The organism is Actinomadura rupiterrae, assembly GCF_024172125.1.
GTDB classification, from domain to species: domain Bacteria; phylum Actinomycetota; class Actinomycetes; order Streptosporangiales; family Streptosporangiaceae; genus Spirillospora; species Spirillospora rupiterrae.
The window spans coordinates 203,391-225,441 of sequence record NZ_JAMZEA010000011.1; the positions used below are offsets into that span (position 1 = coordinate 203,391).

General features: G+C 71.8%; 20 protein-coding genes. 11 read left to right on the top strand and 9 right to left on the bottom strand.

Features of this window, described 5'->3' with window-relative positions; genetic code table 11:
- Window positions 1-1,366: 1,366 nt before the first annotated feature.
- Entirely contained in the window at window positions 1,367-3,136 is a 1,770-nt protein-coding gene (locus FHU30_RS34745; protein WP_253881779.1) for a hypothetical protein, read from the top strand.
- Window positions 3,137-3,176: 40 nt separating this feature from the next.
- Here FHU30_RS34745 and FHU30_RS34750 read toward each other — a convergent pair whose 3' ends face one another.
- Entirely contained in the window at window positions 3,177-3,626 is a 450-nt protein-coding gene (locus tag FHU30_RS34750; protein ID WP_253881780.1) for an Lrp/AsnC family transcriptional regulator, read from the bottom strand.
- 118 nt (window positions 3,627-3,744) lie between these two features.
- Between FHU30_RS34750 and FHU30_RS34755 the strand changes: the two genes are divergently transcribed.
- From FHU30_RS34755 to FHU30_RS34775, 5 genes are all read left to right on the top strand, one after another.
- On the top strand, window positions 3,745-5,190 hold the full coding sequence (locus FHU30_RS34755; RefSeq protein WP_253881781.1) for a pyridoxal phosphate-dependent decarboxylase family protein: 1,446 nt from the start codon (window positions 3,745-3,747) through the stop codon (window positions 5,188-5,190).
- A 150-nt stretch (window positions 5,191-5,340) separates the two neighbouring features.
- On the top strand, window positions 5,341-6,240 hold the full coding sequence (locus FHU30_RS34760) for a universal stress protein (protein WP_253881782.1): 900 nt from the start codon (window positions 5,341-5,343) through the stop codon (window positions 6,238-6,240).
- A gap of 95 nt (window positions 6,241-6,335) precedes the next feature.
- The gene (locus FHU30_RS34765; RefSeq protein WP_253881783.1) at window positions 6,336-7,226 is read left to right on the top strand and encodes a universal stress protein; all 891 of its coding nucleotides are present in this window, start codon (window positions 6,336-6,338) and stop codon (window positions 7,224-7,226) included.
- A 20-nt stretch (window positions 7,227-7,246) separates the two neighbouring features.
- A complete protein-coding gene (locus tag FHU30_RS34770; protein WP_301324122.1) occupies window positions 7,247-9,565 on the top strand; it encodes a phosphoketolase family protein in 2,319 nt (772 codons plus the stop codon).
- A 28-nt stretch (window positions 9,566-9,593) separates the two neighbouring features.
- Entirely contained in the window at window positions 9,594-10,703 is a 1,110-nt protein-coding gene (locus tag FHU30_RS34775) for an acetate/propionate family kinase (RefSeq protein ID WP_253881785.1), read from the top strand.
- 88 nt (window positions 10,704-10,791) lie between these two features.
- On the opposite strand, the gene FHU30_RS34780 is transcribed toward FHU30_RS34775, so the two are convergent.
- A complete protein-coding gene (locus FHU30_RS34780; RefSeq protein ID WP_253881904.1) occupies window positions 10,792-11,094 on the bottom strand; it encodes a MerR family transcriptional regulator in 303 nt (100 codons plus the stop codon).
- A 791-nt stretch (window positions 11,095-11,885) separates the two neighbouring features.
- Here FHU30_RS34780 and FHU30_RS34785 point away from each other — a divergent pair.
- Window positions 11,886-12,260, top strand: a complete 375-nt coding sequence (locus FHU30_RS34785; protein WP_253881786.1) for a hypothetical protein — start codon at window positions 11,886-11,888, stop codon at window positions 12,258-12,260.
- Between the two features lie 245 nt (window positions 12,261-12,505).
- On the opposite strand, the gene FHU30_RS34790 is transcribed toward FHU30_RS34785, so the two are convergent.
- From FHU30_RS34790 to FHU30_RS34800, 3 genes are all read right to left on the bottom strand, one after another.
- Window positions 12,506-12,877, bottom strand: coding sequence for an STAS domain-containing protein (locus tag FHU30_RS34790; RefSeq protein WP_253881787.1), 372 nt, complete (start codon window positions 12,875-12,877; stop codon window positions 12,506-12,508).
- Between the two features lie 269 nt (window positions 12,878-13,146).
- Complete coding sequence (locus FHU30_RS34795; protein ID WP_253881788.1) at window positions 13,147-13,650, bottom strand: hypothetical protein; 504 nt, start codon at window positions 13,648-13,650, stop codon at window positions 13,147-13,149.
- A gap of 138 nt (window positions 13,651-13,788) precedes the next feature.
- Window positions 13,789-14,364 carry a TetR/AcrR family transcriptional regulator gene (locus FHU30_RS34800; RefSeq protein ID WP_253881789.1) on the bottom strand — a complete coding sequence of 192 codons (576 nt, stop codon included), beginning with the start codon at window positions 14,362-14,364 and terminating at the stop codon, window positions 13,789-13,791.
- A gap of 88 nt (window positions 14,365-14,452) precedes the next feature.
- On the opposite strand from FHU30_RS34800, the gene FHU30_RS34805 reads away from it, so the two are divergent.
- Window positions 14,453-15,889: an MFS transporter gene (locus FHU30_RS34805; protein ID WP_253881790.1), complete on the top strand. Its 1,437-nt coding sequence runs from the start codon at window positions 14,453-14,455 to the stop codon at window positions 15,887-15,889.
- Between the two features lie 16 nt (window positions 15,890-15,905).
- On the opposite strand, the gene FHU30_RS34810 is transcribed toward FHU30_RS34805, so the two are convergent.
- Together FHU30_RS34810 and FHU30_RS34815 are read right to left on the bottom strand one after the other, a co-directional pair.
- On the bottom strand, window positions 15,906-16,214 hold the full coding sequence (locus FHU30_RS34810) for a winged helix-turn-helix domain-containing protein (protein ID WP_253881791.1): 309 nt from the start codon (window positions 16,212-16,214) through the stop codon (window positions 15,906-15,908).
- Window positions 16,214-16,510 carry a hypothetical protein gene (locus FHU30_RS34815; RefSeq protein ID WP_253881792.1) on the bottom strand — a complete coding sequence of 99 codons (297 nt, stop codon included), beginning with the start codon at window positions 16,508-16,510 and terminating at the stop codon, window positions 16,214-16,216. Before FHU30_RS34815 ends, FHU30_RS34810 begins: the two co-directional genes overlap by 1 nt.
- Window positions 16,511-16,604: 94 nt before the next feature.
- Here FHU30_RS34815 and FHU30_RS34820 point away from each other — a divergent pair, with 94 nt between their 5' ends.
- Window positions 16,605-16,982 carry a hypothetical protein gene (locus tag FHU30_RS34820; RefSeq protein WP_253881793.1) on the top strand — a complete coding sequence of 126 codons (378 nt, stop codon included), beginning with the start codon at window positions 16,605-16,607 and terminating at the stop codon, window positions 16,980-16,982.
- A 74-nt stretch (window positions 16,983-17,056) separates the two neighbouring features.
- Here FHU30_RS34820 and mgrA read toward each other — a convergent pair whose 3' ends face one another.
- Window positions 17,057-18,082, bottom strand: a complete 1,026-nt coding sequence (gene mgrA / locus FHU30_RS34825) for an L-glyceraldehyde 3-phosphate reductase (protein WP_253881794.1) — start codon at window positions 18,080-18,082, stop codon at window positions 17,057-17,059.
- Window positions 18,083-18,251: 169 nt separating this feature from the next.
- On the opposite strand from mgrA, the gene paaZ reads away from it, so the two are divergent.
- Window positions 18,252-20,282 carry a phenylacetic acid degradation bifunctional protein PaaZ gene (gene paaZ, locus FHU30_RS34830; RefSeq protein ID WP_253881795.1) on the top strand — a complete coding sequence of 677 codons (2,031 nt, stop codon included), beginning with the start codon at window positions 18,252-18,254 and terminating at the stop codon, window positions 20,280-20,282.
- 27 nt (window positions 20,283-20,309) lie between these two features.
- Here the strand turns inward: paaZ and FHU30_RS34835 are convergent, their stop codons facing one another.
- Window positions 20,310-21,149, bottom strand: coding sequence for a helix-turn-helix transcriptional regulator (locus FHU30_RS34835; RefSeq protein WP_253881796.1), 840 nt, complete (start codon window positions 21,147-21,149; stop codon window positions 20,310-20,312).
- A gap of 101 nt (window positions 21,150-21,250) precedes the next feature.
- Here FHU30_RS34835 and FHU30_RS34840 point away from each other — a divergent pair, with 101 nt between their 5' ends.
- Window positions 21,251-21,958, top strand: a complete 708-nt coding sequence (locus FHU30_RS34840; protein WP_253881797.1) for an SDR family NAD(P)-dependent oxidoreductase — start codon at window positions 21,251-21,253, stop codon at window positions 21,956-21,958.
- Window positions 21,959-22,051 lie beyond the last annotated feature (93 nt).

Sequence of the window (22,051 nt, forward strand, 5' to 3'; positions counted from 1 at the left end):
TTCGTCGCCGATGCCCTGGCCGGTCCCGACCTGGACCTGCGGCGAGCGGCGCTGCGGGCCGTCCGGACGCTGCCGGTGCCGGACGACGATGTCGTGCCCGTCCTGGACGGCGCTCCGACCGCCCTGCGCCGAGCCGTCTACCGGACGCTGATCTACGCCCGCCGCCAGTCTCTGGCCGACCGGATCCTGCCGGAGATCCGCGCCCAGTACGGCGACCGCGAGGCGGCCGCGCTGCTGCCCGCCTGCTCGTCGGAGACCGTCGCGCGCCTCCTGCCAGACCTTGCGCACGCCGTCACGATGTGGCGGGCCCTGGCCGGACGCCACCCGGACGCCTTCCTGGACCTGGCCGAACGCGAGATCTTGGCGGACGGCGCGAACCGCTGGATCTGGCTACGCCGTCGCCAGACCGGCATCACCGTAGCCGCCGCGGAACGCCCGCACCGCACCCTCGACGTCCTGGTGAGCACCGGACTGCTGGGCTTGTCCCGCCAGCTGCCCCGGCCGGTCGTGGCCGCCCTCTACCGGGCCGCTCCCGAACGCTTCGCCGAGCTGCTGCGCGCGGAACGCCGCGCCATCGCGCCCCACCTGCTCGACACTCGCCACGCCCCGGACGACGTGGTCGCCGCACGCCTCCTGCGACGGCCATACAGCGGCGGCCCCCTGCTCGCCGACCTGCCGCCCGGACGCCGCGACGCCGTCTTCCGCCTGACCGTCGAGAAATCGGGCGGATCGCTCCCGGCGGGCGCGGTCATGCCGCTGCTGCCCTGGCTGTCCCCGGACCTCGCCGCCCGCGAGGCGCGCCGCTTGCTGGACTGGTACGAGTCGGTCTGGCACTCGTCCCGCACCCGCCTGGACGATCCGGACATCCCGCTCCGGCTCACGTCCTACCTGCCGTACGAGGAGGCCGCCGCAACGCTGGTCGAGGCGTCGCTGGGCGGCGATCCCCGGCGGCGCGGCGAAGCGGACGCTGCTGCTGGCGAACGCGGCCCGGACCGGCGATCCGGCGCTGGTCGCCGAACGGCTCGCGGCGATCGTCCGGCGCGTCCGGAACGAGCCGGACCCGCTGCGCGCCGAGCTGTTCGACGCGGTCACCGTACTCAGCCCTCGCGCGCTCTCACGCGCATGCGCGGACCCGCTGCGCGAGCTGACCAAGGCCGTCACCGAGTCCCGCGATCTCTCGTTCAGCACGGTCCGAGCTGTTCGACGCCTGGCCGTCCGCGTTCTGCGGCACCGCACCGAGCCCGAGCTGACGGCTTGGGCGATCGACGCGCTGGCCGACCTCCTCGGCCGTTTCGGCCCGGCGACACTGCGCGCGGCCGAAGCCGAGCCGCAGGGCCGCCGGTCCCGGCGCTGGAGCAGACCCGCATTGCCTCGGGACGACCACCGGCTCGACCGCGCCATCCCGAAGGGCGGCGAGGCGGCGCTGCTCGCCGCGTTCGCGCCGCACCTCCAGGCGGCCCGCGACCGAGGCGATCACGCTCTGGCCGTCGCGGTTGCGTCGTCTTTCGGACGCCGACCCACCGGACTTGAGGACGACCTGCGCGTTGCCGTCCGCGACGCTCCCGCGGACACCGCCAAGGCGGCCGCGACCCTCTACCTGGCGCACCACCCGGAACGCGCTGCGGTGCTGCTGGCCGACGACCCCGCCACCATCGCGCTGCCCGCCGTCTGGCGGACGATCGCCAACCGCCGTACCGACCTGCTCACTCTCGACCACGATCCCGACAACCGCTTCGGCCCCTGGATTCCGGACCTCACGGGCATCCGTCCCGGCCACTGGACTCCGACGCAGATGCAGACCGCGCGCGTCCGGCTGGACGAGGCCGCCCGCGACGAAACCTTCGACGTGCCCACCCGAATCCGCGCCCTCACCTCACTGGGCCGCCTTCCCGATGCTTCGACGATCCTTCAAGAATGGGCGACGGGAACGGAAGGCGTCATGGCCGAAGCCGCTCTCGAAGCACTCTCCTATTCGCCGCAATCATTGCGCCTGCTGCTCGACCAGGCCAATGGGCCCGCTTCGTCCGTCGCCGTCGCGGCCCTGGCGCGCTGCGCCGCGAGCGCGCAGCCGTTCCTGCTCGGCCACGAACTCCAAACCGTACTCACGGCGCCGAACGCGAAGGTCACCGCCCGAAAGCAGGCCGCGCGCCTGCTGGAACGACACCGTCCACCGAACGCACTAGGCATCCTTCTCGAAGTTTGGCGCGACCCTGATCTGCACCGGGACGTCCGTGTGGCAACGGCGGTCGCCCTACGCCATTTCCCCGAAGACCCGCGCGCCCTCGAAGCGCTGGCCGAAGCCCCCGCCGAACACGCCTCTGAGGAAATGCTGAGGTCGCTTTTCCAGGCGAACCCGACCGAATACCCCTTGCACGCACGTCCGGCCATGGCCGAGCTGATCCGGGCCTGCCTGACGGCAGCGGACCTGCCCGGCGTCCGTTTCCGGGGCCGCAAGGCGTTCGCGGCATGGGCGCGCTGGTATCCCGGCGACCACACCGAGGCGCTCGCCGCCGCGTCCGACCCCGACGACCCGTCCGGCGACGCCCAGGCGCAAGTGCTCGCGACGCTGGTCGAGGTCGGCGTCGTGCGTGACGAGATCCTGGACGTCCTCGCACGCCTGGCCCCCGAGAACCTGACCCGCCCCCGCGTCCGCGCCCTGGCCAACGCCCTGCAAAGCCTCGCCCGCCGCTTCCATGACGAGGACTGGATCGAGCCTCTGCTCCGCGACGCCGTGGCGATCCTGGCAGACCACCCGCTCCACACCGGCACGGCCGCTGGCCTGTACATCCAGTTGATCGACGCGCGCCGCAAGAGCGACGCCGACATCTCCACCGACCTCGTGGCGCTCGCCGACCTGCTCCGCGACCGTCCCGTCCTGGCCGACGACAAGTACGGACACCTCGTCATCGGCGGCTATTACAGCGGCGGAGCCGTCTCGCGCGACCTGCTGCCGACCGTCCACGCGCTCATCGACCGCGCCCACACCTCGTCCCAACTCCTGGCGCTCCGTCTGGTTGCCCGCGGCGGCGCCGACGCCGACTGGTCCGCCGAATGGCGCGCCGCGTTGTCGCGCCTCCGCTCGTCCCCGCTGCCCGAGATCGCCGAACCCGCCTGGAACATCACCCCCGACGCTTAGGGACGCCGTCCCTGGCGGTAGCCAGGCCCCGGTCCGTCCTCTAGGGGCGGCCCGGGGCGGGTTTGACGGTCTTCATCGTGAACTGGGAGTTGGTGCGGGCGACGCCGGGCAGGCTGGTGAGCTTGGCCATGTACAGCTGCTCGTAGGCGCCCAGGTCGGCGGCGGCGATCCAGATGAGGTAGTCGGGGTGGCCGAACATGCGACGGCACTCCACGACCTCCTCGATCCGGGCGATCTCGGTTTCGAACGCCTCGATCGTCGCGTGGTCCTGGAGTGCCATCTCCACGTGCAGCAGCACCTGGAAGCCGCGGCCGATCGCGGCCGGGTCGACGGCGGCGTGGTAGCCGGTGATGACGCCTCTGCTCTCAAGGTTGCGCACCCGCCGCAGGCACGGCGACGGCGACAGGCCGACGAGATCGGCCAGCTCCGTGTTCGCCAGCCGTCCGTCCTGCATCAGGTGCGCAAGGATTGCTCGATCCACTCGATCCATGGCATCCGATGCTAATAGCACCGGCCTTCCGAGCAATCTTTGGCATCGGATTTCAGCGTTTCTTGGCTAGTTTGTCGAGGCAGTTCCTCCATCCCGCTCCTGAGATCAGAGGTACGCCGTGCCCGCGAGGCAGACACCGCTACTGGCCCTGGACGAGCGCGACCGGAAGCTCGCCGGGCACCTCCTTGCCGAATTCCTGGACGACCACGAACGCAACCTCCCGGACGTCGCGCGAATCGTCCCCGATGTCGACCGTGACGTCCTGACCGGTCTGCTCCAAGAGCCCTTTCCGGAGCAGGGGATCGGCGTCGAACGGCTCTTCCGGAAGGTCAGCGACGAGATCCTGCCGAACTCCACAGCCGTGGCCCATCCACGATTCCTCGCCTATGTGCAAGGACCGCCGAACGGCATCGCGCCCTACGCCGAGGCCATCGCCGCCGCCATCAACCAGAACTGCAACTTCTGGCAGCTCTCGCCCGCCGCGAGCGTCATCGAACGATCCGTGATCAGCTGGCTCGCCGGGCTGTTCCGATACCCCGGCACCGCAGGCGGAATCCTCACCAGCGGCGGTTCCATCGCCACGCTCAACGCCCTGACCACCGCCCTCCACGACCGGCGCCCCGACTTCCGCCGGACCGGACTGCAGGACGCCCGCCCTCCGCTCGTCCTGTACACCTCCAAGGAAGCCCACCGGTGCGTGGAAAAGGCCGCGGCGATCCTGGGACTCGGCCTGGATAACGTTCGCCAGATTCCAACCGACGCCGATTACCGAATGCGAGTGGACGCACTCAAGGCGGCCATCCAAGCCGATCGCGCCGCCGGGCTGGAACCGTTCTGCGTGGTCGCCACCACTGGCACCGTCACCAGCGGTTCCATCGACCCCGTCGAGGCGATCGCCGACGTATGCCGCGACGAACGCCTCTGGCTGCACATCGACGGCGCCTATGGGGCCCTGTTCGTCCTGAGCGACCGCAAACGCGAGGCATTCAGTGCCTGCGCCCGCGCCGACTCGATCGCGCTCGACCCGCACAAGCTGCTCTTCGCGCCGCTGGAGGCCGGCTGCCTGATCGTCCGCGATAGCGAGAAGCTACGCGCCGCCTTCGCCGTCCACTCCTCCTACCTGACCGTCAACGACGACCCCTTGATGCTCGACTTCATGAACTACGGCCCGCAACTGTCCCGCAGCTTCAAAGCGCTCAAGGTCTGGGCCGCTCTGCAGACCTTCGGAACCGAAACGTTCCGGAAAGCCATCGACCACACCCTCGCCCTGGCCCAGTACCTCGCCGAACGCATCCAGGCCGAACCGCACCTGCGGCTCATAGCGCCGGTGCCCCTTACCGCCGTCTGCTTCCGCATCAACAACGCAAGCGACGCCGACCACACCGCCCTCCTGGCCACCCTCGCAAGCGAAGGAACCGCCCTCCTCGGCCCGGCCTCCCTTAACGGCCGCAAAGGAATCCGAGCCTGCATCACCAACTACCGCACCACCCGCGAAGACATCGACCTCATCGTCAACCGCCTCGCCCACCACGCCCGCACCGCAGAGCCGAGCCTCCCCGGATAACGCCCGTCGGCCGCCGCAGCGCCCCTGCTCATCGCGGACGTGAGCCCTGAGCAGGGGAGCGGACGTTGGTCCCATCGGCGACCGACGCACGACCCTGCCGCCGGACGCGGTCGCATCACACGGTGGAGGTGCTGTGACCAGGAGGCGGAAATGGGTGCACGGACCGGCGCCGAAGGTGTTGTGGTCGGGGTGGACGGTTCGCCTGCCAGCGACGGTGCGGTGGATTGGGCGGTGGACGAGGCGCGTCGGCGCGAGGTGCAACTGCTGGTGTGCCATGCCTGGAACTGGCCCTATCCCGATGACGAGCGCAGCGCCCCGGCCCGGCGCGTGGCCGAGGCGATGGGCGCGCTCGTGCTGGAGGACGCCGTCCGGCTGGCGCGCAAGGCGGGCGAGGACGTGGCGGTGGACCAGGCGCTGGTGCGCGGTTCGGCCAGCGGCGTGCTGGTCGCGGCGTCCCGGATGGCGGGGTTGGTGGTGGTCGGCAGCCGCGGCCGGGGAGGGTTCGACGGGTTGGCGGCCGGATCGACCGCCCTTCAGGTACCGGCCCATACCGACCATCCCGTGGTGGTGGTCCCGGCCCACGAGGGGACGGGCCGTACGGCGGCGCGGGTGGTGGTGGGGGTGGACGGCTCGCCGGACGCCACCGCGGCGCTGAGGTTCGGATTCCGGGAGGCGCGCCTGCGCAAGGCGGCGCTGGCGGTGATGTGCGTGTGGGAGGACCCGGCGCTGCGTCCAGGCATCCAATGGCTGCCGTTCACCGTCCCGGACGCGCTGAAACGCGGCGCGCGGATGCGCTTCGAGACCTCCGCGACCCAGATGCGCGCCGACTTCGCCGAGGTGGCGATGGAGACGCGCTTCGTCCTGGGGCATCCGCCGCGAGTGCTGGCGGACGCGTCGGCCGATGCCGACCTGCTGGTCGTGAGGGCGCGAGGGCTGGGCGCCGCCCCCGGAATGCCGCTGGGACCGGTGACCCAGGCCGTCCTGGCGACGGGGCCCGCCCGGTGGCGATCGTCCACGCCGCCGGGTGCGGGAGACAGGCCGCCAAGGTGAGGCCCGGATGAACCGCCTCTCCCTGATCAGCAGCGCGGTCCGCCGCGCGGCAGCCGTCCCGGAAAGGACCGGGACGCAGGTAGGAGCTGAGTGCCATGACCGAACAACCCATTGTCGTCGGCGTCGACGGTTCGTCGTCCGCCGAGCGCGCGGTGATCTGGGCGGCGGATGAGGCCGCGCGGTGCAGCCGTCCGCTGCGGATCGTGCATGCGGTGGAGTCCTGGCCGTCCAAGGCGCCGCTGTTCGCGCCGCCGCAGCGGGCCGAGACCCTCACTGCAGCCGGACGCGCCGTCCTCGCCGAGGCCGAGAAGACCGTCCGCGCCCGGCACCCGGACCTGGAGGTCGTCGGTGTGCTGGCCGCCGAGGAGCCCGGGGCGCTGCTCCGCGAGGAGTCGGCCCGAGGGTTCGAGACCGTCGTCGGACATCGCGGACACGGCGGCTTCGCCAGCCTGCTGCTCGGCTCGACCGGACGGTACCTGGCCGAGCGCGCCGCCGGGCCGCTCGTCATCGTCCGCGGCGACCCCGACCCCGGGCGCGGCGAGATCTTCCTGGGCGTGGACCTGGCCGACGACCGGGAGATGACGCTCCGGTACGCCTTCGAGACCGCCGAACTGCGCGGCGTGCGGCTGTGGGTGGTGCACGTCTGGCAGGCCCTCGCCGGGTACGCCGACTACGGCTACGCGGTGGACGAGGCGGAGGTCCGCGACCGGCTCGGCGAACGCATGGACGTGCTGCTGGACCCCTGGCGCAAGTCATTCCCCCAGACCGAGGTGATGGCGTCGGTGGAGATCGGGCACCCGGTCGCCGCGCTCGCGAACGCCTCCGACGCCGCCGACCTGCTGATCGTCGCTCCGCGCAACCGCCTGATCTCCGGCATCCCCCGCCTCGGCTCGGTGACCCACGGCCTGCTCCACCACGTCCACTGCCCCCTGGCCCTCATCCGCCCCGCTGACCCGGAGACCCGTTGGAGGATGCCGTGTCGTTGACCGATGCCGAGCTGGACCGGATGGACGCCTGGTGGCGGGCGGCCAACTACCTTTCGGTCGGGCAGATCTACCTGATGGCCAACCCGCTGCTGCGCGAGGCGCTGCGGCCCGAGCACATCAAGCCGCGCCTGCTGGGCCACTGGGGGACCTCGCCGGGGTTGAACTTCTGCTACGTCCACCTGAACCGGGCGATCCGGACGCGCGACCTGGACATGATCTACATCATGGGGCCGGGGCACGGCGGGCCGGCGGCGGTGGCGAACGCCTGGCTGGAGGGGGCCTATTCGGAGGTCTACCCGCACGTCCCGCAGGACGCGGCGGGCATGGGGCGGCTGTTCCGGCAGTTCTCCTTCCCCGGCGGCGTCCCCAGCCACGTCGCGCCGGAGACGCCCGGGTCGATCCATGAGGGCGGGGAGCTGGGGTACTCGCTCGCGCACGCCTACGGCGCGGCCTTCGACAATCCGGACCTGGTGGTGGCGTGCGTCGTCGGGGACGGTGAGGCCGAGACTGGTCCGCTGGCGGCCGGTTGGCATGCGACCAAGTTCGTCGACCCGGTGCACGACGGCGCGGTGCTGCCGATCCTGCACCTGAACGGCTACAAGATCGCTAATCCGGCGGTGCTGGCCCGTATCCCCGAGGACGAGCTGCTGCGCTTGTTCCAGGGCTACGGCTACGCGCCGGTGCTGGTGTCCGGGGACGATCCCGTCCGCATGCACCGCGCGATGGCCGCCGCCCTGGACGACGCGCTGGACGCGATCGCCGGCATCCAGCGGCAAGCGCGCGGCGGTGCGACCACCGGACGCCCGCGCTGGCCGATGATCATCCTGCGGACGCCCAAGGGCTGGACCGGCCCGGCCGAGGTGGACGGGCTGCCGGTCGAGGGGACCTGGCGCGCCCATCAGGTGCCGCTGCCCGGCGTCCGCGAGAACCCCGAGCACCTGGCGCAGTTGGAGGAATGGCTGCGGTCCTACCGTCCCGGTGAGCTGTTCGGCCCGGACGGGCGTCCGGTGGCGGCGCTGCGCGAGGTGGCCCCGGTGGGGGAGCGGCGGATGAGCGCCAACCCGCATGCCAACGGTGGTCTGCTGCTGCGTCCGCTGGAGCTGCCCGAGCTGCGGACGCACGCCGTGCCGGTGGACAAGTACGGCACCGCGACCGCCGAGGCCACCCGCGTCCTCGGCGAGTACCTGCGGGACGTGGTGGCCGCCAACCCGTCCACCTTCCGGATCATGGGGCCGGACGAGACGGCCTCCAACCGGCTCGGCGCGGTGTTCGAGGTGACCGACCGCGTCTTCGCCGGCGAGCGCTACGGTACCGACGAGCATCTGGCGCCGTCCGGCCGGGTGATGGAGGTGCTGAGCGAGCACCTGTGCCAGGGCTGGCTGGAGGGCTACCTGCTGACCGGGCGGCACGGCCTGTTCAACACCTACGAGGCGTTCGCCCACATCGTGGACGCGATGTTCAACCAGCACGCCAAGTGGCTGAAGGTCGCCCGGCACCTGCCGTGGCGGCGGCCGGTCGGCTCGCTGAACTACCTGCTGTCCTCGCACGTGTGGCGGCAGGACCACAACGGCTTCACCCACCAGGATCCGGGCTTCCTGGACGTCGTCCTGAACAAGAAGGCCGAGATCACGCGGGTCTACCTGCCGCCGGACGCCAACACGCTGCTGTCGGTCGCCGACCACTGCCTCCGCTCGCGCGATTACGTCAACGTCATCGTCGCGGGCAAGCAACCCGCGCCCGTCTGGCTGCCGATCGACGAGGCCGTCCGGCACTGCGAGCGCGGCGTCGGCATCTGGGAGTGGGCGAGCACCGAGGGCGGCGCCGACCCCGACGTCGTCCTCGCCTGCGCCGGCGACGTCCCGACCCTGGAGACCCTCGCCGCCGCCGACATCCTGCGCCAGTACTTCCCCGAGCTGCGCGTCCGGGTGGTGAACGTGGTGGACCTGATGCGCCTGCAACCTGCCGAGGAGCACCCGCACGGCCTGTCGGACGCCGAGTACGACGCGGTGTTCACCACCGACAAACCGGTCATCTTCGCCTTCCACGGCTACCCGTACCTGATCCACCGCCTGACCTACCGCCGCCACGGGCACGTCCACCTGCACGTGCGCGGCTACAAGGAGGAAGGCACCACGACCACGCCGTTCGACATGGTCATGCTCAACGACCTGGACCGCTTCCACCTGGTCATGGACGTCATCGACCGTGTCCCGTCCCTGGGCGGACGGGTCGGGCACGTCCGCCAGCGCATGTCCGACCAGCGCCTCCGTGCTCGCGCCCACACTCGCGAGCACGGCGAGGACGCCCCGGAGATCCGCGACTGGAGATGGCCGTACTAATGCCCGCCGACTGTAGGTGGATGTTCTGATGCGCGTGCTGACCGTCAACCCCGGCTCCAGCAGCGTCAAACTCGCGCTGCTGGACGCCGACGGAACCCTCGTCCACCACGCCGACCTGCCTACCGGCGGCGCCGACCGCGAGGCCGAACGCGTCCTGGACGCGGTGGCCCGCATGCCCGCCCCGGACGCGGTCGGCATCCGGTTCGTCCACGGCGGACGTGGCTTCGAAGGCCCGGTCCTGGTCGACGACGAGGTGGCCAAGCGCCTGCACGCGCTGGTCGACCTCGCGCCCCTGCACCAGCCGTTGTCGCTGTACGCGCTCGGCGAGGTGCGCCGCGCGCTGCCGGACGTCCCGGCCGTCGCCTCCTTCGACACCGCCTTCCACGCCACCCTGCCGGCCGCCGCTGCGACCTACGCGCTGCCCGCCGAGTGGCTCGAACGCTTCGCCATCCGCCGCTACGGCTTCCACGGCCTCTCCCACGCCCACGCCGCCCGCCGCGCCCCCGAGCTGTTCGGCCCGGTCCGCCGCATCGTGATCTGCCATCTGGGGTCCGGCGCGTCCCTGGCGGCGGTCGCCGACGGCCGGTCGGTCGACACCACTATGGGCTTCACCCCGCTGGAGGGGCTGGTCATGGCCACCCGCCCGGGCAGCATCGACCCGGCCCTCCCGCTGTGGCTGCTCGACCACGGCGTCCCGGCCGGGGAGATCACCGACGCGCTGGAGCACCGCTCCGGCCTGCGCGCCCTCGCCGGCACCGGCGACATGCGCGATCTCCGCGCCCGTGAGGCCGCCGGAGACGACACCGCATCCTTCGCCCTGGCCGTCTACCACCACCGCCTGCGCGCCTGCGCCGCCGCGATGGCCGCCGCGCTCGGTGGCCTGGACGCCCTGGTCTTCACCGGCGGCGTCGGCGAACACGACCCCGAAACCCGCCGCCGCCTCACCGCCGACCTGTCCTTCCTCGGCCTGCGCCTGGACGCCACCGCCAACACCACCGCCCGCGGCGATACCGTCCTGACCGCCCCCGGCTCCGCCGCCGGCATCGCCGTGGTCACCGCCCGCGAAGACCTACAGATCGCTGCGTCCACCCGCGCCGTCCTCACGCCTTCACCGCGCACTTCGCCCTCGACGCCGTGACCGCACGCGCCGATATCGCGCCACCGGTCACCACGCTTCTCGCCGCCACCTCCCGACCCACATATGCGACGGGATGTGGCGGCCTGCGTCAGTGGAGGTCAGTGCCCGCTTCAGAGGGGCTTTGGTCGGGGTCCGGGTCGAGGCGCCGCCGGAGTCGGGCGTTGATCTGCTGGGCCTCGGCGAGCTGGTCTTCCAGGATGATGATGCGGCAGGCGGCTTCCAGCGCGGTGCCCTGGTCGACCAGGTCGCGGACGCGGTGGGCCAGGCGCAGCTGGTAGCGGGAGTAGCGGCGGTGGCCGCCGGCCGAGCGCTGCGGGACGAACAGCTTGGCCGCGTCCAGCGCTCGCAGGAAGGCGGGGGAGACGTTCAGCAGCTCGGCGGCGCGGCCCATGCTGTAGGCCGGGTAGTCCTCGTCGTTGAGCTTGTCGTCGAGCGGGTCCGCGCCGGTGTCCTGGGAGTGGGAGGGGGCGCCGGCCGCGGCGGTGGGGCCGGTGGCCCCGGTGGTTCCAGATTCCATAGATCCTTCCGTGTCGATCACGCGGGTGCGTGCCGGGCCGACGCCGACATGGGCCCCGGTGCCGACTGCGGCACCGGGGCCCCGTTGAGGAACAACACCATCTATCCGGCTGTATGACCGGTTCTGCTCCGCGCCGTCCGCTCGGCAGAGCGGGGACGCGGGGATCGCGAATGCGTGACCGTAGACCACCGCCTTCTCTGTGGAACTGCGGTACCCGCGCGGCGTGACTGGAGCCTGCGACGGGCGATCCCGATGGCGCCGAACCCTCCCTTCTTCGACTTCATTACCTGGTCGTGCACCTACTTGCTGTCACTCTGAAGGCGGTCCGTTGACCGCCCCGCACGGCGCCGTCTGCCAGAGCCCCTTCCACTGCGCCGGCCCCGGCACGTCCGGCCCGTGCCACCCATCTCGCAGGGCAGTTCGTCCTCTGCCCCATCTCATGGACTTGTCTCGTCTCGATGACAGGAACTCTACCACCGCCCGCGCGAAAACCTACCTTGATCACAACAGATTTTCGTAGATCATCGGTCAAGCTCCGCCGCTGGGTACCAGGCGCCTGCCCGACGGACGTCCTGGGGCCGAGGGGCGAAGGACCCTGGCAGGGCGTGCGGCGGGTTCGCAGAATCGGGGGGAGTGGCCGCCGGCCATGGCCGAGGAGGACGCTGGTGTCGCTCTTGCTGGTGCGCGTTGAGACCGCGACGATCCGGGATCTGCAACAGGCGGTGGCGCGAGGGCTGGCCGGCGTCCGACTGGCGATCACGGCCGAAGGCGGTGCCCGTCCCCGGGTCGCCGAGGACGCCGCCGGGGTGCTCTCGGCCTTGACCGCCCTGCGCGACCTGCGCCTGGACGGTCTGGGCCGCAGCCCGCGCCGGGCCCCGGTGGCGCGGCTGCTGGAATGCCGGGTGCGGCGGCTGGCGATCGCCGAGGACGACCTGCTGGCCGCCCTGGCCGCCGATGACCGAGCCGCCTTCCGGCGCCAGGGCTACCGCTTCGTCGCGCTGGCCGAGTCCCTATGGAAGGTGACCTGCTCCTCGGGGTGACCGAGGGGCAAAGGTCCCACCGGCCGCCGACTCCTGGCCCTGCTCGCATGCGGCTGATGGACGTCTACACCCACCCCGCTCAGGCCCGCCCCGGAGAGACCCTGTGGCCGGACCACTGACCCCAATGACGCCGCTGCCCAACACGGTGACGCGAACTGCCCCGACACGGTGACGCTGGTACTGGAACCGGAGGACGAACAGTGCGGCTTCGCCGCCGCGACCAGTGTGGCTTCACCGCCGCGGCGTCAGTGCCGAGCTGAGCCGGTCGGGACCTCGGCGGCGATGTGGAAGTGCCGGTCCAGGCAGGTGATGCGCAGCAGCTCGGCCATCCGGTGGTGCGGCCGTGCCAGCGTGAACCGGATGCCCGCGGCTCGCGCGGCGGCCTCCGCGTCGACCAGGGCCGACAGGCCCGAGGAGTCGCAGAACGACACCCCGCTCAGATCCACCACGATCCGGCTGACGCTTTCGCCGGACGCGCCGGCGAACACGGCGCGGAGCGTCTCGGCCGTCGCGATGTCGAGATCGCCGCACACCGCGATGCGCCTGGCCTCGCCTTCCCGGCCGGTGACATGGATGCGGAGGCCGGGGCCGTGGGTGTCCTGCGTCTGCTCGGCCATGTGCTCACCTCTCGGAGATGCGGTGCTCGCGACGGACGCGGTTGGTGCGATGCCCCCAGCCTTCCGGTCCGCGCCTCGCGTCCCCAGGGACCTTGGTCCCTCAGATGGGGGCCGCCCGCCCCGAAGCGGAACCGGGGTCAGGCCGGTGATGGACGTTGGCCCGGCACATCCCCGCGACGCACCGACAGCGCGGACTCGCCCCTGCCGAAGACCTGTACGCGGACCTGTGCCGTCGCACGGGGGACGGGTTTCGGCAATGAACGGCAGGCCTATTTACTGCATACGATCCGTCGGAACTCCGCCAGGGACGAGACGTGGGCCGTCACGTACCCGTTCGAACCGGGAGGGCTGTAGAAGTACAAGACGGTACCGACGGCGAGGTTCGCCAGGCTGTCTTGAGTGAAGTCCACGGCGAGGGTGGTCGCGGAGTTACCTGCGTACGCGGCGAGGTCGAAATCGCGGTACTCGCGCAGAAGGTTAGGGTCTCCGTCCCGTACCCAGCCGTTTCCGCCCGTCGCGAGGGGCCACGTGCTGAAGTCCCGCACCGGACCGGAATGACGCCATCGGATCTTCGTGTCGCCGTCGCTCACTCTCAGCACCGCTTCGTCCACGGAACTCCGACAGACCTGTACGACTCCGATGAGTTCGCCTGTGCTCGCTCTTGATATGCCGGTGAAGCCGACTTGCGCGGGGCCGCATCCTGCAACGAACAGGGAGGGAGCGAGCGCGCACATGGCCAGCATGATGCGCCGGGAGTGACCGATCAGCCGCACCTGTGCCCTCCACCCTCCAGGCCGGAACTCCGCTCGAACGAGGCGCTTGGCCCAGACCGGCACATTACAGCCGACGAGGGCTCTGTCCAGATCGCGTCCCGGGGCTGTTCGGTCCGCGTGTTCGCCGGAGGGCAGGGATCAGGGCTGTGCGAGTAGGCGGTCGACCAGGCCGGCGATGTAGTCGGGGGTGAGGGGGCCCGCGCCGAACAGGACGCGGATGTACATCGGGGCCATGATGTGGTCCAGGACGTCCAGCACGTCGGGTGGCTGTTCGCCGCGTTCGGCGGCGCGGTCGAGCATGCCCTGGATGAACTCGGTGCGTTCGGCCAGGAATTCGTCGCGCGCCTTGAGGCCCTGCTCGCCCCGGTTGGACAGGGCGACGGTCAGGCGCAGCACCGCCAGGCCGTCCGGTCCGGTGATCTCGCGCGCCACCTGGGCCGCGTAAGCGTGCAGGTCACCGGCCAGGGTGCCGGTGTCGGGCATCGGCGACTGCGCGTTCAGGCGCGCCAGGGCCACGTCGGTGAGCAGGGCCTCCAGATTGCCCCAGCGGCGGTAGATGCTGGTGTCGGCCACGCCCGCGCGGGCCGCGACGTCCCCGACGGTGAATTCGCCGTAGCCGCGCTCGCCGACCAGGTCGGTGACGGCCTGGTGCACCGCCGCCCGGACGCGGGCGCTGCGCCCGCCGGGCCGCCGGACCGGTGTTCCCTCGTTCATGCCTCCACCTTATCGCAGTCAGCAGTTGCGTTTGTGTCGCCCATCGTCTAGGTTCCTAACGCAGTAGCGGACTGCTTTAGGAGGAACGATGACGTCTGCATCGCCGGTGGCCAGGACGAACCGGGCGGCGCTGCTCGCGGTGACCTGCCTGGGGCAGTTCATGGTCCTGCTCGACAACACGATCGTCGGGGCGGCGCTGCCCGACATGCAGCGGCGGCTGCACACCCAGCTGACCGGGCTGCAGTGGATCGTCGACGCCTACGTCCTGCTGGTCGCCATGCTGCTGCTGTCCGGCGGCGTCTTCGCCGACCGGTTCGGCCGCAAGAAGATCTTCCTGGCCGGTGTCGTGGTGTTCACCGCCGCGTCCGGCCTGTGCTCGGTCGCGCCCTCGATCGGCTGGCTGATCACCGGACGGGTGCTGCAGGGCATCGGCGCCGCGGCGCTGAGCCCCGCCTCGCTCACCCTGCTCACCGCCGCCTACCCGGTCGCGCAGGAACGGGTCAGGGCGATCGGGCTGTGGGCCGGGTTCAGCGGCATCGGCCTGGCCGCCGGACCCGTGGCCGGCGGCGTCCTGGTGGAGGCCTTCGGCTGGCCCGCCATCTTCCTGGTCAACCTGCCCGTCGGCGCCGTCCTGCTGGTCGCCGGGCTGCGCGTGCTGGACGAGTCCCGCAACCCGAACGCGCCGGCGATCGACGTCCCGGGGACGGTCCTGTCCGTCCTGGGCGTGGGGGCGCTCACCTACGGGCTGATCGAGGGCGGCTCCCGCGGCTGGACCTCACCGGTGATCCTCGGCAGCTTCGCCGCCGCGGCCGTGGTTCTCGCCGCCTTCGTCATCGTCGAGGGACGGGTTTCAGCGCCGATGCTGCCCCTGCGGCTGTTCCGTCAGCGGCTGTTCACCGTCTCGAACACCGCGATGGTCGTGGTCGGGTTCGCGCTCATGGGCTCGTCGTTCTTCTTCTCCCAGTTCTTCGTCTACGTCCAGGGCAGCTCGATCCTGCGGGCCGGCGTCCAGACGCTGCCCGCCACGCTCGCGATGGTCGTCGTCAGCCCGTTCGCGGGACGGCTCGCCGCCCGGTACGGGTTCCGCATCATGGTCACCACCGGCCTGGCCCTGGCCGGAGCGGGGTTGCTCGCCCTGGGCTTCGTCCATGCCGACACCGGCTATGGCAACGTGTGGTGGCGGCTGGCCATCGTGGGCATCGGCTTCGCCCTGACCCTGTCCCCGCTGACCGGCGCGGCCATCCAGTCGGTCGCCCCGCAGGAGGGCGGCCTGGCCTCGGGCGTCAGCAGCACCACCCGGCAGATCGGCGCCGTCCTCGGCGTCGCGGTGCTCGGCGCCGTCGTCCGCAGCCGCCAGTCCAGCGGCGCGTCCTTCGAGGACGGCCTCACCAGCGCCTTCATCGTCGCGGGCATCGTCACCCTCGCCACAGCGGCGTTCACGGCCCTGTGGCTGACGAGGAGCACCGGACCGTCCCAGCCGACGAGCCCCGCGCCGCGCGTCCGCGAGACCACCCCGAGCCGCTGACACGACCGATGCGCGGTCAGGTGGCCGAAGGACCGTCCGCGCGGGCGGCGGCGGCGATGCGTTCCAGGACGGCCGCGTGCCGCTGGAACGCCGTCCGCCCGCGCGGGGTGAGGCGGACGTCCGTGCGCCGCTTCGGGGCGCGGCTCTTGCGGATCTCGATGTAGCCCGCCTCGGCCAGCGCCGACAACTGCTTGGACAGGGCCGAGTCGCTGGTCCCGATGGTGTCGCGCAGGAACGCGAACTCCACCCACGTGGCCGGGGCCAGCAGCGCGACGATCGACAGCCGCGCCGGGACGTGCAGGAACTCGTCGAAGTCCGGATCCATCAGACAGGTCGGCCTCTGCGGGCGGTGGTCGTCCGGCGCACGACCACCGCGGTGACCCAGCGCGCCGGCCCGGCGCCCGCCAGGACGAGAAGCGCGGTGACCGCCGCCGCGACCGTGTGCGGCGCCGGCATGTTCAGGGTCAAGGTGGCGACGACGGTGATGATCTGGAGCAGCACGTACGCCACCAGCAGCGTAAGGACGAGCCCAACGCAAAGCAGCAGTTCCTGGCCGTTGACCCTGCGCCGCACCGGCGCGCTGCGCCGCATCAGCAACCCAGGCAGCAGCCCGACCCCCAACCCCCCGGCCCACCCACTTTCCCCAGAGGAAAGTTCACGCGACGCAACCTGCAAGAATCGGAGCGACGAAGGACCAGCCCGCGAAGGAGCAGCCGTGATCCCCGACGGAAACCTGCTCGGGCGCTGGCTGGACGCCCTCAGCTCACAGCTGGAGCTTCCACCGGAAGTGACGCTGAAGGCAGGGACCTGGGAGAACGGCTCTGACTTCCCGGACGAGCGCTATCCCTGCGCCATCCTCGCGGATTCGTCCGACCAGACCGTCTGCGTCTTCGTCGGAGGGGACCCCACCGCCGAAGACGCTCTGGTGCGGCTCGCCGGCGAGCTCCAGGACGACCTGGCGATGCGATCGTGGGGGACGCCGGTGCCCCAGTGCCCTGGCCACCCACACCCTCTGCGCCCGACCACCGTCCAGGGCGCAGCGGTCTGGACGTGCCCGCAAGATCCTGAGAGGCACACCCACCCAATCCTCTGAGCCGGCACAGACGCGCGCCGCGCGACACGCCTCCAAGGCCGCCTCTCGACTGCAGAGCTGGTGGAACCGGGGGGTCAGTGGGAGCTGGAGGCGGACCAGATGTTGATGCCGGCTTCTACGGCGTCGCGGTCGATGGCGGTGAGTTCCTCGGCGGTGAAGGCGGGGGTGGTGAGGGCGGCGAGGCTGTTCTCCAGCTGGGCGACGCTGCTGGCGCCGATGAGGGCGGAGGTGACGCGCCGGTCGCGGAGGGTCCAGGCGAGGGCCATCTGGGCGAGGGACTGGCCGCGGGAGCGGGCGATCTCGTTGAGGGCGTTGATGTGGCGCAGGGTGTCGTCGGTGAGCAGGTCGGGGGAGAGGGACTTGCCCTGGCTGGCGCGCGAGCCCTCGGGGACGCCGCTGAGGTACTTGTCGGTCAGCATGCCCTGGGCCAGCGGCGAGAAGGCGATGCAGCCGACGCCCTTGTCCTCCAGGACGTCCAGGAGGCCGCCCTCGATCCAGCGGTTCAGCATCGAGTAGGACGGCTGGTGGATGAGCAGCGGCGTGCCCAGCTCGCGCAGGATTTCGGCGGCCTCGGCGGTGCGTTCGGGGGAGTAGGACGAGATGCCCGCGTACAGCGCCTTTCCGGAGCGGACGGCGTGGTCGAGCGCGCCCATCGTCTCCTCAAGGGGCGTCTCGGGGTCGAAGCGGTGGCTGTAGAAGATGTCGACGTAGTCCAGGCCCATCCGGGACAGGGACTGGTCGAGGCTGGCCAGCAGGTATTTGCGCGAGCCCCATTCGCCGTAGGGGCCGGGCCACATGTCGTAGCCGGCCTTGGTGGAGATGATCAGCTCGTCGCGGTAGGGGGCGAAGTCCTCGCGGAACAGCCGGCCGAAGTTCTTCTCCGCCGAGCCGTAGGGCGGGCCGTAGTTGTTGGCCAGGTCGAAGTGGGTGACGCCGAGGTCGAACGCGCGCCGCAGGATCGCCCGCTGGACGTCCAGCGGGCGGTCGTCGCCGAAGTTGTGCCAGAGCCCGAGGGAGATCGCGGGCAGCTTCAGGCCGCTGCGCCCGCAGCGTCGGTAGTCCATCCGGTCGTAGCGCTCGTCGGCGGCGGCGTAGGTCATGGTGATCAGTCTCGCATGCCCAGGGGACGGGGTGTTCGGGCAGGTCACCGGAGGGAACAGGGATCGGGGGAGCGGTGCGCCTCGACAGCGGCGGCGCGGCCGGGTGAAAATACTGAACGTTCGGTCGGTAACGCGGGGGCGCCGTCCCCGAGGCGGACGAGGAGGTCCCGTGAGCGTGCTGCGCAGCTATCTGTCCGGTTCCTGGCAGGAAGGGGGCGGCGAGGGCGCGCCCCTGCGGGACGCCGCGACCGGCGAGGAGGTCGCGCGGCTGTCCACGCTGGGCCTGGACCGCGCCGCCGCGCTGGAGTACGGGCGCCGCGTCGGCGGCCCCGCCCTGCGCGAGCTGACCTTCCACCAGCGCGGCGCGCTGCTCAAGGCGCTGGCGTCCCACCTGCGCGAGCACCGCGAGGAGCTGTACGCGCTGTCCGCGAGGACGGGCGCGACGCTCGGCGACTCGAAGTTCGACGTGGACGGCGGCATCGGCGTGCTGTTCACGTTCTCCAGCAAGGGCCGCCGCGAGATGCCCAACGACACCGTCTACGTGGACGGCGCCGTCGAGCCGCTCGGCAAGGCCGGGACGTTCGTCGCGCAGCACATCTGCACGCCGCTGCACGGCGTGGCCGTCCAGATCAACGCGTTCAACTTCCCGGTCTGGGGGCCGCTGGAGAAGCTCGCGCCCGCCTTCCTCGCCGGGATGCCGAGCCTCCTCAAGCCCGCCGAGCAGACCGCGTACCTGACCGCGCGGCTGGTCGAGCTGATCGTCGAGTCGGGGATCCTGCCCGAGGGCAGCGTGCAGATGCTCACCGGCGAGGCGGGCGACCTGCTCGACCACGTCACCGAGCAGGACGTCGTGGCCTTCACCGGCTCGGCCGACACCGCCGCGCGGCTGCGCGCGCACCCGGCGGTCGTCCGGCACTCGGTCCGGTTCAACGCCGAGGCCGACTCGCTGAACTGCTCGATCCTCGGCCCGGACGCCGCGCCCGGAACGCCCGAGTTCGACCTGTACGTCAAGCAGCTCGTCGCCGAGATGACGGTGAAGGCCGGCCAGAAGTGCACGGCGATCCGCCGCGCGCTCGTCCCCGCCGACCGGATGGAGGACGTCGCGGAGGCCGTCCGGGCGCGGCTGGCGAAGGTGACCGTTGGCAACCCGGCGAACCCCGACGTCCGGATGGGCGCGCTCGCCACGCTGGAGCAGCGCGAGGAGGTCCGCCGCTCGCTCAAGGGCCTGCTGGACGCCGGGACCGTCCTGTTCGGCGACCCCGCCCACGTGGACGTCGTGGACGCCGACGCCGAGCGCGGCGCGTTCATGTCCCCGATCCTGCTGCGCGCCGACGACGCCGGACGCGCCGAGCCGCACGAGATCGAGGCGTTCGGCCCGGTCTCCACGCTCATCCCCTATGAGGGCGCCGAGCAAGCGGTCGAGCTGGCCGCGCGCGGCCGCGGCAGCCTCGCCGGATCGGTCGTGTCGGCCGACACCGGCTTCGCCCGGACGGTCGTCCTCGGCCTCGCGCCCTGGCACGGCCGGCTGCTCGTGCTGAACGGCACCGACGCCAAGGAGTCCACCGGGCACGGCTCGCCGATGCCGATGCTCGTCCACGGCGGCCCCGGACGCGCCGGAGGCGGCGAGGAGATGGGCGGCGTGCGCGGCGTCCTGCACCACATGCAGCGCACCGCCGTGCAGGCCGACCCGGGGACGCTCACCGCGATCACCGGCCGCTGGGTGCCCGGCGCGGAGCGGACCGTCACCGCCGACCACCCGTTCCGCAAGCACCTGGAGGACCTGCACGTCGGCGACACGGTCGTCTCGGGCCCGCGCCAGGTCACGATGGAGGACGTCGAGCACTTCGCCGAGTTCACCGGCGACACCTTCTACGCCCACATGGACGAGGAGGCCGCCCGCGCCAACCCGTTCTTCGACGGCCGGGTCGCGCACGGCTACCTCGTGCTGTCCTTCGCCGCCGGGCTGTTCGTCGACCCCGACCCCGGGCCCGTCCTGGCGAATTACGGGCTGGAGAACCTGCGGTTCCTCACACCGGTCTACCCCGGCGACGAGGTGACCGCGACGCTCACCGCCAAGCAGCTCATCCCGCGCGAGGGCGCCGACCACGGCGAGGTCCGCTGGGACGTGGACGTCACCAACCAGAAGGGCGAGTCGGTCGCCAAGTACGACCTGCTGACCATGGTTGCCAAGCGCCCCTGACCGTGCCCGCTGTGTTCTGCGGGGCGGTCAGCCGGTGAGGGACTGGGTGCCGAGGACGGTGAGCAGCTCCAGCTTCTCCGCGTCCTCGGTGCCCGGCTCGGCGGTGTAGAGCATCACGCGCAGGTCGGCGCCGGTCACGGTGAACATGTCGCAGTCCAGCGCGATCGCGCCGACCCGCGGATGGTCGATGATCTTGCGGGCAAGCTCGTGCTCGCGGACGACACCGGAGTCCCACAGCCGCGCGAACCGCGGGCTCCCGGCCCGCAGCTCGGCGATCAGCGCGCGCACCTGCCGGTCGGCCGGGTAGCGGGCGGCGGTGGTCCGCAGGTCGCTGACCAGCGCGGTGTGGAACTCCAGCAGCGTCTCCGGGGTGTGCCGGGCGCGCCCGCCCGGGCCCAGGAAGTGCCGCCACACGACGTTCCGCTCGATCCCGCGCCATCCGGACGGGTCGCCCATCAGCGCCGCCCAGGGCTGGTTGGCGAGCAGCAGGTTCCAGGCGGCGTCGTGCACCACGACCGGCGTCCCGGACATCCGGTCCAGCAGCCGGTGGACGCCCGGGGTGATGAACGCGGGCACGGTCTCGGGGCCCGGCGGGACGAGCCCGGCCAGCCGGAACAGGTGCTCGCGCTCGGCCCCGGCCAGCCGCAGCGCCCGGGCGAGGGCCTCCACGACCTGCGCGGACGGGTTGGACGCGCGGCCCTGTTCGAGCCGGGTCACGTAGTCCACCGAGATCCCGGCGAGCATCGCCAGCTCTTCGCGGCGCAGGCCCGCCGCGCGCCGCTGCCCGCCCGCGGGCAGGCCCGCCGCCTCGGGCCGGACGCGGTCGCGCCAGACCCGCACCGCCCGGCCGAAATCCGTGGTCGCCATGGTCCCAGTCTGCCCGTCCGCGCCGCGTCCTTCCTGGTACCGGCAGTCCCAGGAAGCGCAGACGACTGTTCGGCCGTCCGACGCGGGGGAAGCCTGGAGGCATGACGACGACATTGATCACCGGAGCGAACAAGGGCCTGGGCTACGAGACCGCGCGGCGGCTCGTCGAGGCGGGCCACACCGTCTACGTGGGGGCGCGCGACCCCCAGCGGGGCCGGGAGGCGGCCGCGAAGCTGGGCGCCCGGTTCGTCCAGCTGGACGTGACCGACCAGGCGTCGGTGGACGCCGCCGCCAAGACCATCGAGGCGGACGGCGGGCTGGACGTCCTGGTCAACAACGCGGGCATCGAGTCGCGCGGCCCGAACGGGGAGGTGCCGGACGCGGGCGGGATGACCGCCGACGACATCCGGACGGTCTTCGAGACCAACGTGTTCGGCGTGGTGCGGGTCCTGCACGCCTTCCTGCCGCTGCTCCAGCGGTCGGACGCGCCCGTGGTCGTGAACATCGGCAGCGGCCTCGGCTCGCTGGCCAAGACCGAGGTCCCCGGCAGCCCGCACCAGCAGTACCCGGGCGTGGCGTACCCGGTGTCCAAGACCGCGGTCAACATGATCACCCTGAAGTACGCGCACGCGTTCCCGAACATGCGGATCAACGTGGTCGAGCCGGGCTACACCGCGACCGACCTCAACAAGCACACCGGCCACCAGACCGTCGAGGAGGGCGCCGAGATCATCGTCCGGATGGCGCAGATCGGCCCGGACGGCCCGACCGCCGCCTACGTCGACGCCGCGGGCCCGCTGCCCTGGTGACCCGGCCCGCCTGACGGCCGCGCCGAGGACGCGTCGGGGGCCGCGTCGGGGGCCGGGCCGAGACCGCGCCAAGACCGCGTCGGGGGCCGTCGG